The sequence below is a fragment of the Seonamhaeicola sp. ABD4_340 genome (genome assembly GCF_056312135.1).
The window spans coordinates 1803242-1816150 of the sequence record NZ_CM149981.1; the positions used below are offsets into that span (position 1 = coordinate 1803242).

Annotated in this window: 9 protein-coding genes and 1 tRNA gene; 4 read left to right on the top strand and 6 right to left on the bottom strand. The window is 32.7% G+C overall.

Features of this window, described 5'->3' with window-relative positions; translation table 11 throughout:
* The first annotated feature begins 115 nt into the window (after positions 1–115).
* Positions 116–2455, top strand: coding sequence for a sodium-translocating pyrophosphatase (locus ACYX4H_RS07815; protein WP_476235707.1), 2340 nt, complete (start codon positions 116–118; stop codon positions 2453–2455).
* Positions 2456–2531: 76 nt separating this feature from the next.
* Here ACYX4H_RS07815 and ACYX4H_RS07820 read toward each other — a convergent pair whose 3' ends face one another.
* Positions 2532–3146 carry a deoxynucleoside kinase gene (locus tag ACYX4H_RS07820; protein ID WP_475294605.1) on the bottom strand — a complete coding sequence of 205 codons (615 nt, stop codon included), beginning with the start codon at positions 3144–3146 and terminating at the stop codon, positions 2532–2534.
* Between the two features lie 4 nt (positions 3147–3150).
* On the bottom strand, positions 3151–3930 hold the full coding sequence (locus ACYX4H_RS07825) for a hypothetical protein (protein ID WP_476235708.1): 780 nt from the start codon (positions 3928–3930) through the stop codon (positions 3151–3153).
* 178 nt (positions 3931–4108) lie between these two features.
* Between ACYX4H_RS07825 and ACYX4H_RS07830 the strand changes: the two genes are divergently transcribed.
* Complete coding sequence (locus ACYX4H_RS07830; protein ID WP_476235709.1) at positions 4109–4954, top strand: GLPGLI family protein; 846 nt, start codon at positions 4109–4111, stop codon at positions 4952–4954.
* Positions 4955–4986: 32 nt separating this feature from the next.
* Positions 4987–7698 (top strand): carboxypeptidase regulatory-like domain-containing protein, encoded by a 2712-nt coding sequence (locus tag ACYX4H_RS07835; RefSeq protein WP_476235710.1) that lies wholly within the window; start codon positions 4987–4989, stop codon positions 7696–7698.
* Between the two features lie 29 nt (positions 7699–7727).
* Here the strand turns inward: ACYX4H_RS07835 and ACYX4H_RS07840 are convergent, their stop codons facing one another.
* A complete protein-coding gene (locus tag ACYX4H_RS07840; protein WP_476235711.1) occupies positions 7728–8345 on the bottom strand; it encodes a PAS domain-containing protein in 618 nt (205 codons plus the stop codon).
* 211 nt (positions 8346–8556) lie between these two features.
* Here ACYX4H_RS07840 and ACYX4H_RS07845 point away from each other — a divergent pair.
* Positions 8557–8639 (top strand) — tRNA-Tyr (locus ACYX4H_RS07845).
* A 69-nt stretch (positions 8640–8708) separates the two neighbouring features.
* Here ACYX4H_RS07845 and ACYX4H_RS07850 read toward each other — a convergent pair.
* The 3 genes from ACYX4H_RS07850 to metK form a co-directional block, all read right to left on the bottom strand.
* The gene (locus ACYX4H_RS07850) at positions 8709–10661 is read right to left on the bottom strand and encodes a GNAT family N-acetyltransferase (RefSeq protein WP_476235712.1); all 1953 of its coding nucleotides are present in this window, start codon (positions 10659–10661) and stop codon (positions 8709–8711) included.
* A 156-nt stretch (positions 10662–10817) separates the two neighbouring features.
* Positions 10818–11402 (bottom strand): HPP family protein, encoded by a 585-nt coding sequence (locus tag ACYX4H_RS07855; protein WP_147137845.1) that lies wholly within the window; start codon positions 11400–11402, stop codon positions 10818–10820.
* Between the two features lie 39 nt (positions 11403–11441).
* Positions 11442–12695, bottom strand: a complete 1254-nt coding sequence (gene metK, locus ACYX4H_RS07860) for a methionine adenosyltransferase (protein WP_476235713.1) — start codon at positions 12693–12695, stop codon at positions 11442–11444.
* Positions 12696–12909 lie beyond the last annotated feature (214 nt).

Here is a 12909-nt window from a genome sequence, read left to right on the forward strand (position 1 = left end):
ATTTAAGGGAGGGTTTAGGTGAATAATCTTTAATTAAATCATGCTTTTTTTATCACTTTTATTTTCCTACTTTTATTCGCATTAATTTTTTAACTTAATAACTAACATAAAAAATATGGAATTAATAGTAGACTTCTTACCGCTTTTTGGCGTGTTAGCGTTAGCATTCGTTTTTATTAAAAGTGCATGGGTATCAAAACAAGATCAAGGAACAGATACCATGAAAGAAATAGCCAAAAATATTGCAGATGGCGCTATGTCTTTCTTAAAAGCAGAGTATAAAATTTTATCAATATTTGTAGCAGCAGTAGCTGTACTATTATATTTTAAAGGCACAAATGAAGCTGGCTCAAATGGTATGGTTGCCGTATCATTTATAGTTGGAGCTATTTGTTCTGCTTTAGCCGGTTTTATTGGTATGAAAGTAGCAACAAAAGCCAACGTACGTACTACAAGCGCCGCTAGAACTTCTTTAGGTAAAGCTTTAGAAGTAGCATTTGCAGGTGGCGCTGTTATGGGCTTGGGTGTAGTAGGTTTAGGCGTTTTGGGCTTAAGCGGTTTGTTTATGATTTATAGCGGACAAGGCTGGGAAATCACTGAAGTTTTAAATGTACTTTCTGGTTTTTCTCTTGGAGCTTCATCTATAGCGTTGTTTGCGCGTGTGGGTGGTGGCATTTATACCAAAGCTGCCGATGTTGGTGCAGATTTAGTAGGTAAAGTTGAAGCAGGTATCCCTGAAGATCACCCGTTAAACCCTGCAACTATTGCAGATAATGTTGGAGACAACGTAGGAGATGTTGCTGGTATGGGTGCCGATTTATTTGAATCTTACGTGGGTTCTATTATAGGAACAATGGTACTTGGCGCTTTAATAGTTACACCAGGTTTTGATGGTTTAGGAGCTGTGTATTTACCATTAGCCTTGGCAGCAGTAGGTATTGTAATGTCAATAATAGGAACATTCTTTGTTAAAGTAAAAGAAGGCGGTTCGCCACATGCAGCTTTAAATATAGGTGAATTTGGTTCTGCAGGTTTAATGCTTATAGCATCATATTTTTTAATAACTAATTTTATTCCTGCTGAAGTAGATGGTTTACCATTTGGAGCAATGGGTGTGTTTTACGCAACAATTGCTGGTTTAGTAGCAGGTTTAGCTGTTGGAAAGGTAACCGAGTATTATACAGGTACTGGAACCAAACCTGTAAACAATATTGTTAGGCAGTCTGAAACAGGTGCAGCTACAAATATTATTTCTGGTTTGGGTGTAGGTATGATGTCTACTATGTTCCCAATACTTTTAATTGCAGCGGCTATTTTAGTATCACATCATTTTGCTGGTCTTTATGGTATTGCAATTGCAGCGGTTGGTATGTTAGCTAACACAGGTATACAATTGGCAGTTGATGCTTACGGACCAATTTCTGATAATGCAGGTGGTATTGCTGAAATGGCTGAGTTAGATCCTGAAGTTAGAGAGCGTACCGATAAATTAGATGCGGTTGGTAATACAACAGCCGCTATTGGTAAAGGTTTCGCAATCGCATCGGCGGCATTAACAGCATTGGCTTTGTTTGCTGCGTTTATGAAAACAGCAGGTGTAGCGTCTATTGATGTGTCTAGACCAGATATTATGGCGGGTTTATTAATAGGAGGCATGTTACCATTTGTGTTTTCTGCATTATCAATGAATGCTGTTGGTAGAGCTGCCATGGCTATGATTGAAGAGGTTCGTCGTCAGTTTAGAGACATACCAGCGTTAAAAGCAGCGCTAGATGTTATGCGTAAGTATGATTCTGATATGAGTAAAGCTTCAGAAGCAGATAGAAAGATCTTTGATGCTGCTAATGGTGTTGCAGAATATGATAAATGTGTTGATATTTCTACTAAAGCGTCTATTAAAGAAATGGTATTACCAGGTTTATTAGCTATAGCAGTACCTGTAGCGGTTGGTTTTATTGGTGGCGCCGAAATGCTTGGTGGTTTACTAGCAGGTGTAACCACATGTGGTGTGCTTATGGCAATTTTTCAATCTAATGCCGGAGGCGCTTGGGATAATGCTAAAAAAACAATTGAAGAACAAGGAAAAAAAGGAACAGATGCACACAAAGCAGCTGTTGTAGGTGATACTGTTGGTGACCCTTTTAAAGATACCTCAGGCCCTTCATTAAACATTTTATTAAAGCTTATGAGTGTTGTTGCATTGGTAATTGCGCCAAGTTTAGTTACTGATGAAGCGGTGCAAGCTTATAATGATACAACTAATGATACCGTTGAAATGGTTGAAGTAACAAAAGAAGTAAAGGTTGATATGACTAATTTTGATGATGGTACAGCAAAAGCTATTGTTACAGTTGTTACTACACAAAATGGAGAAGCGTCTACAACATACAAAACTTTTAAAGGCACTGAACAAGAAGTAAAAGCGCATGTTGAAGCGCTTAAAAATAACGGATAGCCACTTTTACAAACTAAACTAAATTTTACCACAAAAAAACCACGCTGTAAGGCGTGGTTTTTTATTATATTAAAGTTTAAAACAACCCATGTATTTCGGCATCAATTGTGTTAATTACAGCGCCTAAATCTTCGGGTTTATCAACAAAATCTAAATTGTCAACATCAATGATAACTAGTTTTCCATTTTTGTAGCCATGAATCCAAGCTTCGTAGCGTTCGTTTAATCTACTTAAATAATCAATACTAATAGAGTTTTCGTAATCGCGTCCACGCTTGTGTATTTGCTTTACCAAATTGGGTATAGAGCTTCGTAAATAAATTAATAAATCTGGTCCTTGCACTAAAGATTCCATCAATTCAAACAACGATTTATAATTTTCAAAATCTCTGTTCGTCATTAATCCCATAGCATGAAGGTTGGGAGCAAAAATGTGTGCGTCTTCATAAATGGTTCTATCTTGTATTATTTTTTTACCGCTTTCTCTAATTTGTAATACTTGTCTAAATCTGCTATTTAAAAAATATACTTGCAAGTTAAAACTCCAACGTTCCATTTGGTTGTAAAAATCATCTAAATATGGGTTGTCAACAACATCTTCAAGCTGTGGTTCCCATTTGTAATGTTTTGCAAGTAATTTGGTAAGAGTTGTTTTACCTGCCCCTATATTTCCGGCAATAGCTATATGCATGGTATTAATTAATTTTTAATTGAAACTGTTGTAGCGTTTGGTGGTGGTAAATATACAAGGTTTCGTTGGTTACAAAAAACTGTTTTATTAATAAATTAGGGAGTATAATAGGTGCTATTGTATTAGTGTTTTCTTTTAAAAAAAATAGATTGTTATCTCTTTTTAAAATAATGTTTTCATTGCTTTCGGCCAGTGCTTGGTAGCCATTATTTTCAGTTTTAGATATTAGATTTCCAAAATAATTATACCGGTAAATATAATTTTGTGTAAGTAACCAAGCGTTGTTGTAGTTGCTGGTTAAACCTAAAACAGGACTTTTTATAGGTAATGATCTGGCTTTTGTTGTGTTGTTTTTATAGTTGTACAGTTCTAGTTGTAAATTATCTAAATTAAAAAGCCACAGGGCATTATCAAAACTACTAGAAATATGAGAAACATTTTTGTAAGGGGCAATATTATTGAAGTCTATTTTAAAAACTTCGGCCAACCTATTATCAAGAACTATAGCCGTATTAAAATCAGAGTAAAAAAGGTTTATTTTTAAAGGGTTAAATGTATTGGCGGTTTGTAAGTGGCCTAATTGTAAGTTGTTATAGCTAGTAATAGCCTTATCCGTTTTTTTATAAAAGGTGTTGTTTTTTATGTAGTAAACAGTTCCGAAATTATCAACCGAAACGATAACATCAGCATCAATGTTTGTGCTTTTAATAAAAGTAGTTTCAATGCTATTTTGTGAAAATGAAGCATTTTGAAAACATATAAAAATAAAAACTAGGTATTTCATACAAAGTTTGAAATTACAAAAAATAGCTGTGTTAAAATAAACTTTTAGTATTTATGGTAATACAAAATTTCAAAATTAAACTTTAAGAATCATTTAACAGTTTTCATTTAAACCTTTATGTAATCTTGTTGTCTTACAACCATAATTTAAAATAAATATTTCACTCAAATTATAAAAAATGAAAACTATAACAGCTACAATTTTATTTGCTTTAACCTTTGTTTTTACGGGTTTAATGCAGGGGCAAGAATTTCAAGGTAAAGCCTATTACATGTCTAAAACAACCATAGATATGGATAATTTTGGAAGACCAGGCATGGATGAAAACATGAAAAAAAGAATAGCTGACAGACTTAAAAATGCCTTAGAGAAAACATATATTCTTACTTTTAATAGAGAAGAGTCTGTTTACAAAGAAGAAGAAAAACTTGATGCTCCAGGTAGTGGAGGTAGTGGTTTTGGGCGTATGATGATGGGTAATTTTGTTGCAGGCAACCAATATAAAAACATTAAAACAAATGCTTTTTTGCAAGAGCGAGAGGTGTTTGGTAAAAAGTTTTTAATTAAGGATTCTGTGCCATCATTTGAGTGGACTATGACAGGCGAAAGCAAAAAAATAGGTCAGTATACAGCCTTTAAAGCAACAGGTAAAAAAATAAAATATGGTTTAGATGTAAACTTTAGAAGACCAAAACCAGGAGAAGAAGACAAAAAAGAAACACCAGCCCCAGAAAAAGAAGAAATAGAAGTAGTTGTTTGGTACACACCGCAAATTCCTGTAAGCCAAGGGCCATCAGATTATTGGGGATTACCAGGTTTAATTTTAGAAGTAAATGAAGGGCGCACAACCATACTTTGTTCAAAAATAATAATGAATCCTGATGATAAAGAAGTTATAAAAGTACCTTCAAAAGGAAAAGAAGTTTCTAGGGCAGAGTTTGATGAAATTTCAAAAAAGAAAATGGACGAAATGCGCCAAAATTTTAGACGCGGTGGCGGCAGACCAGGAGGCAGAAGAGGGTAAAACATTATCAACAAAACAAAAAATACCAACCAATGAAATACAAAATATTAGTACTGCTTTTATTAGCGGTTTGGGTAACACATGGCCAAGTGAAAATTGAAGGCGTAGTAAAAGATAGCATAGGTACGCCTTTAGAGCTGGCAAATATTATAGCTATAAATCAGGCTACACAAAAGTTAGATGCCTATGGTATTACTAATGAAAACGGGCAGTACAAATTATCAGTAGAAAAAAATGCAACATATAACGTTCAAGTAAGTTATGTTGGCATGCAAACAGCTCAGGCTGTGGTTAAGGTAACTAATGAAGCTGTAATTCAAAATTTTACACTACAAAATGATAATACACTTGATGCTGTAGAGTTGGTTTATGAAATGCCCGTAACCGTTAAAGGCGATACAATTACATACAATGCCGATTCTTTCCGGTCTGGAACCGAGCGTAAATTAGGCGATGTGCTTAAAAAGTTACCTGGTGTAGAGCTTAATGATGATGGCGAAATTGAGGTTGAAGGTAAAACCGTTGGAAAGGTGATGGTTGAAGGAAAAGATTTTTTTGATGGAGACTCGAAACTTGCTGTAGAAAACATTCCAGCAAATGCCATTGATAAGGTAGAAGTATTAAAAAATTACGCCGAAATTGGGCAACTTCGTGGTGTTACAAATAACCAAGATAACATAGCCATAAACATTAAGCTAAAAGAAGGTAAAAAGAAATTTTGGTTTGGTACAGTAACAGGTGGTTTAGGAGATTCGCCTGATGAAACACTGTATTTGGCACAGCCTAAACTGTTTTTTTACAGTCCAGAATATAGCATAAACCTAATTGGCGATTTAAATAATATTGGCGAAGTGGCATTTACAAGACGCGACTATTTTAAATTCTCAGGCGGTTTTAGGTCTCCTAGCCGTAGCAGTGGTACCAATATAAATTTAGGTAGCAATGATATTGGCTTTTTAACCATGCAAAATAACCGTGCTAAAAGTATTGAAACCAAATTTGGAGCCGCAAACTTTAGTTACGCGCCATCAAAAACTCTAGATTTAAGCGGATTTGCCATTTTTTCAAACAGTAAAAATGAATTAGAAGAAAACAGATCAGTGGTTTATACAGATCCTGATTTAAACATTCCAGATGAAGTTACAGAGAGTAATACCACCCAGCGTAGTGATTTAGGTATGCTGAAGTTAAGCGCTACATATAAGCCAAATGCTAACAATCAATTAGATTATGATATTTTAGGAAGAGTTTCAAAAGAAACTCAAGATCAAAATTACTTTTCCACAGTTATTGGTAATATAGAGCAACCCGAAGAAACATCGCCCTACAGTATTAATCAAAATTTAAATTATTACTACACCTTAAACGATAAAAATATTTTTGCTTTTGAAGTTCAGCATTTATTACAAGACGAAGATCCGTTTTATAACGCCATTTTATCTGATAAAGAAAATTATGAAGAAACGGCAAATAATTTAGGTTTAGATAACAACCAAATAAACTATAATATTGCACAAGAAAAGCGTGTAAAATCTAATCAGTTAGATGCTAAATTAGATTATTGGAATGTACTAAATAATAAAAGTGATATAAATTTCACACTTGGTACAATTTACAGTAAACAAGATTTTAGTTCAGAAATTTTCCAATATTTAGATGATAAATCAATTTTTAATCCAACAACAACAATTAATGATGGGTTGAATTTTAATGACATAGCGTATACGTTTTCTGATGTGTATTTAGGGGCGCATTATCGTTTAAAATCTGGTATTTTTACTTTTACACCAGGTGTTTCGGCACATGCTTACAGTGCAAAAAACAATCAGTTTAATGTAAGTTACACAGATAATTTTTTTAGGCTTTTGCCAGATTTTAACACCCGCATTCAGTTAAAAAATAGTGAGCAAATTATTTTTAATTATAGCATGCAAACTAATTTTACGGATGTAAACCAACTTGCAAGAGGCTTGGTGTTAAACAATTATAATTCACTTTTTTCTGGTAATCAAGAGTTAGAAAGTGCCTTGTCTCACAATTTAAATCTTTCATATTTTAGTTTCAATATGTTTAATTATACAAACGTAATGGCTAGGTTAAACTACTCTAAAACTGTTGATAGAATTAGAACCACTTCTGCCTTTGAACCCGGTAGTGTAATACGAGTAAGTACACCTTTTAATTCTAATTTTGCCGATGAAAGTGCTAGCGCTAATGGGCGTGTAGAGAAAACCTTTGGTAAATTTAAAGCGCGTGTTAATGGTAATGTTAGTTATAATAAATTTAATCAGGTAATTAATAATTTGCCCTCGGTTAACGAAAATTATTCATATACCTACAGAACCAGTTTAAGTACAAATTTTAGAGAAGCACCAAATTTTGAAATTGGGTACCGGCATACAACACAAGATAATAATCAAGGAGATAGAAAAACAACGTTTTATACCAAATCGCCATCAGTTGAATTTGATGCTTTAATTTTTAAGAAGTTTACTTTTAAAACAGATTATACCTATAATAATTTTAGTGATGAAGACCGCACTATCAATGATTTTGAGTTTTGGAATGCATCATTATCTTATAGAAATAATCAGGATAGTAAATGGGAGTTTGAAATAAAAGCAACCAATTTATTAGATACTAGAGTGCAAAACCAAAGTAGTACAGGTAACGTATCAGTTAGTGTGGTTGATTATTATATACAGCCCAGATTTGTAACTTTTAGGTTGCGATATGAATTATAAATTGTGTAGTGATAAAGCATAGTTTTAAACTATGCTTTATTGTTTATTTTGTTTACTGTATGGTTTATGTTTTTTGATGCTTGTTCAATAGAATTTACATAATACTGTGCTTTTTCATCAAAACTTAAAAAAGGCGCTTTGTTAAGTTGGCTTACAGCTGTATTAATATTGTTTAGTGCTTTTGAGAATTTATTAGTAATAATATTAGCAACTCTTTGGTAAGTAAGATTTCTTGTTTGTAATTCTTTTAATTCTGTAATATCCCTCAAACATGAGTTGCTGTAAATAATTTTATTATTGTTGTCTTTAATAGAGTTTACTTTCAATAAAACATAAATTTTAGAACCAGTTTTTGTTTTAAGTATTAATTCAGTATTATCAATTCTTCCTGTTTCTAAAAATGTATTATAAGCAGTTTCTACATGTTCTATGCATGTTGGGTGATATATAAAGAAGATAGATTTACCTATAATTTCGGCTTTAGAATACCCCATTTTATTTGCAAACGTTTCATTGCATTCGGCTATTTTAGAGTTTTCGGGGTTAACCGATAAAAGCATGTCTGGAGAGTTTTCGTATAAACACTTATATCTATTGTGAGAAGTGTTTAATTGCTGCTTAAGCAAGTTTATTTCTTGTAGTTCCATGAGAGTAGATTAATTAGATTGGTAGCAATTTTTAGTTAAAAATAGTTAAAAAAATTAACATTTAAAAATTAAATGTTGATTTTCAGCAATTTAAAGGTGCTGTTTTTTTATGAAAAAGATAGTTTAAGAATGAATTTTAATACTCAACTAAATTTTATGAAAATATTGCTTTGTATATTGTTGTAAGTGCGGTATATTTGCGCTCGGTTTTGGGAAGATACTCAAGCGGCCAACGAGGACAGACTGTAAATCTGTTGGTTTTTACCTTCGCAGGTTCGAATCCTGCTCTTCCCACAAAAAATAAAAAAGCAAGCTAAACAGCTTGCTTTTTTGTTTTCAATATGTCGTGTTAAAAAAATATATTTACTCTGTTAATTTTATTTTTTGTACGTTTTTTGCAATGTTTATACGGTTAATTATAGAGTCAATTATTGTGTCATATAGTGTGTCGCCTAAAACACTATCTTCTACACCGGCATCAATATTGGGGTTATCATTAACTTCAACAATATAAACGTCATTGTTCACAATTTTTAAATCTACACCATATAAGCCATCTCCAATTAAAGCTGCTGCTTTTTGGGCTACTTTTAGCACTTTTTCGGGTACTTCATTTATTGCTAGTGTTACGTAATCGCCTGACGGGTCATCACTTTCACTATTCCAATCATAAATTTGCCAATGGTTTTCTTTCATAAAATATTTACAAGCAAAAAGCGGTTTGTTATCTAAAATTCCTATCCTCCAGTCAAATTCTGAATATAAGAATTCTTGACAAATAACCATGTCTGATTTTTTAAATAGCTTAAGTAATTCAATTTTAGCTTCTTCTTTATTATTCACTTTAATAACACCTAATGAAAACGCACTATCTGGTTGTTTTAAAACCACTGGATAGGTTAAAGCGTCTAACTGTTTTAAGTTAGAAATATTGTTGGCCAGTACTATAGTTTGTGGCGTTTTTATTTTGTGCTTTTTAAACAATTCATTTTGATAAATTTTGTTGGAGCACCTAAGTATAGACCAAGGGTCATCAATAACCACCATGCCTTCGGCGTAAGCCAACCTAGAAAACTCATAGGTATAGTGGTTTACATTGGTGGTTTCTCTAATAAAAAGTGCGTCAAATTCATTAATTTTATCAACGTCTGCCTTTGTTATTAGCTCTAAATACACGCCTTTTTTATTAGCTGCTATTTTAAGTTTTTCTAAGCCTAAAGCGTTTGATGGCGGTGTTTCTTCTTTTGGGTTTACAAGTACGGCTAAATCGTATTTGTAATTGGCTAATTTTGGGTAATTGTGTCTTTTTTTATTGAAAAAATTTACTGCAAAACTGTACATTAAATCTTTTTCAGTATCATTTTCAATATCCTGAAAAGTAAAAACTTTAATGTCTTTTATAAGCCATTTTTCATTTTTAATAAAGTTCACCTTAAAAAAAGGGGCTTCAAATATTTGATATAGTTTTGATGCTAATGTTCTGTAACTTTTGTTGGGTGTTTGCCCAAAATAAATGTTTAAAGAAAAGGCAGTGTTTGAAATTTTTAGTAATGTTTTGTTTATAAGCGCATCTAAATCAAAAGCAATAGATTGAATAACATTTTTTATTCTGAAATCTCTAATAACCGTAATGCTAGGTATAACTCTTTGTCCGCGTGCCGATGCTAACAAAGAAACATAATAGCCATAACTTTGGTATTTGTATGAGCTACAAAGGTTAAAAATTCTGTAGTCGGGGTTATTGTGGTATTGTGCGTTGTTAATATAATCTTTAACAGCAATTACTTTGGCGTTTATAGTATTTTCTTGCCATTTAAAAGGCTGGTTTATTACAATAATATTTTTGTAATCTTTAGTAGCGTTTTCTTGGTTGTATTTCATTTTTATGGCGTGTAAACCTTCGGAGTAATAGTTGTTTAACAAAGCTGTCTCAGTAAAATTATGCTTTTTGTACCAATTAATTAATTGTTGGTTTGTAGCGCTAACTTCTAATATTATAGTGTTAAAATTATGTGCCGCAGCATAAGTTTTTATATAATTTAAAATAATTGAGCCAACACCTTTATTATGATATGTTTTTATAAGAGCAACAGAGTATATGCGTATTGAAAGTTTATATTTAAATAATACAAATGCACCAATAGGAGCTTGGTTAGCAATAGTATCTTCAACAATAAAAATTTCTTGAAAATTGCTGCTTAAGCTTTTTTTTATGTTTTGTTTTGAATTTTGTTGGTATGTTGGAAATACCTCCTTTTCTAGTTGTAGTAAAAAGGGTAAATCTTGGTTTTGAGCTTTTCTAAAATTGAAGCTCATTATAGGGTAAATTTAAGCATTGTAATAAGCCAAAATAATATTTTAAATTTGAGAAAATTTGTAATTATAATTTAAACGAAATTAGCCGATTTTTTAATATAACCAAGTGAAAATTTAGTTAATTTAAATATGCTTATTTCGAGTTATTAAAATAAACTAGTTTTTAGTTTTTTTTCTAAATGAACGAGTGTATTTGCTGTTTGTGGGATAGCTTCTTTTCGAAGTCATATTGTTAAAAATAAGTGCAACTATAAGCAAAATAATAACACCTGAAAGTACGGGTGCAAACAAGTAATAATAGCCTAAATCTCTTATTTTTTCAGTGCCTATTACAGCAATTAAAGCAGTTGCTCCACCAGGAGGATGAAGTGTTTTTGTAAACTGCATAAGTACAATAGAAATAGCTACGGCTAATGGCGCTGTAAGCCAAATAATATCGGGGAGTAACTTTAAAATAGTTACTCCCACAAAGGCAGATATTAAATGGCCTCCAATTAAATTTCTAGGTTGCGAAAAAGGGCTTTGAATAGCACCGTAAATTAATACGCAAGTAGCCCCAAAAGAGCCTATTAAAAAGGTGTTTTCTACTTTGGGTAAATATAGTGATTGAATCATGGCAATTAAGCCAATACCAATAAAAGCACCAACAAAAGACCAAAAGTGCTCTTTAAAATCAACTAGTGTTTCCTTGTAAATAACATATTTTGAAATACGAATAGTTCTGTTAATTCGTTTTTTCATTTGTCATTTTTTGGTGGTGAAATCATTAATTAACAAGCGTTATATTTTAAAGGCTTGTTTAATTTTATCTGTATAATCTAAGTTCTCCCAAGTAAACAATTCAACATCAAGCGTTACGTTTTTGCCATTTGGTTGGCTAAATGTTTTTGTAACTATTTCATTGGTACGCCCCATATGGCCATAGGCAGCAGTTTCGCTATACATTGGTGCGCGTAGTTTAAGGCGTTCTTCAATAGCAAATGGTCTCATGTCAAAAATTTCAGAAACTTTTGCAGCTATTTCACCATCAGTTAAATTAACTTTTGCAGTACTATAAGTATCAATAAAAATACCCATTGGCTCCACAACACCAATGGCGTAACTAACTTGTACTAATACTTCATTAGCAATACCCGCAGCTACTAAGTTTTTAGCAATATGGCGTGTAGCGTAAGCGGCACTTCTATCTACTTTACTTGGGTCTTTGCCTGAAAAAGCACCACCACCGTGTGCACCTTTACCACCATAAGTATCAACAATAATTTTTCTGCCTGTTAAGCCCGTATCACCATGTGGGCCACCAATTACAAACTTTCCGGTTGGGTTAATGTGGTATTTTATATCATCATTAAATAAAGCTTGAGTGGCTTTTGGTAATTTTGCAATGACTCTAGGTATTAAAATGGTTTTAATGTCTTCTCTAATTTTGGCAAGCATAGTATCATCATCGGCAAAATCATCATGTTGTGTAGAAACTACAATAGCATCAATGCGTTGAGGTACATTATCATCGCTATATTCAATGGTAACTTGACTTTTAGAGTCTGGCCTTAAATAAGTAATATCTTTGTTTTCTCTGCGTAATTCAGCTAATTCTTTTAAAATTCTATGCGATAAATCTAAAGCCAAAGGCATGTAATTTTCGGTTTCATTAGTGGCATAGCCAAACATCATACCTTGGTCTCCGGCTCCTTGCTCTTCTTTGGTGGCTCTATCTACCCCGCGGTTAATATCATCAGATTGCTCGTGAATAGCAGAAAACACACCGCAAGAATTACCATCAAACATATATTCGCCTTTAGTGTAACCAATTTTGTTAATGGTGTCTCTGGCAATTTGTTGTACATCTAAATATGTGTTAGATTTTACTTCGCCAGCAAGTACTACTTGCCCTGTTGTTACAAGTGTTTCGCAAGCTACTTTAGAGTTTATATCAAAAGCTAAAAAATGATCTATAAGTGCATCACTAATTTGGTCAGCAACTTTGTCTGGGTGTCCTTCAGATACACTTTCTGAAGTGAATAAATATGACATTATTAAAAATTTTAAATGAGGTAGATTTGACGTAAACGTCTCAGGAAGTTAACACTGCCTTTAGCATTTTTGTTTATATCTTAAATGTGACAGATATAAAGAGGTTGCAATCAGTCAAATCTTTCCTCTATTATTGATGTGCAAAAATAAAAAAATTAAACTAAAGACACATTGTTTTTCTTTTTTTTAAGAAAAAAGTTGCATTCTAAAATTT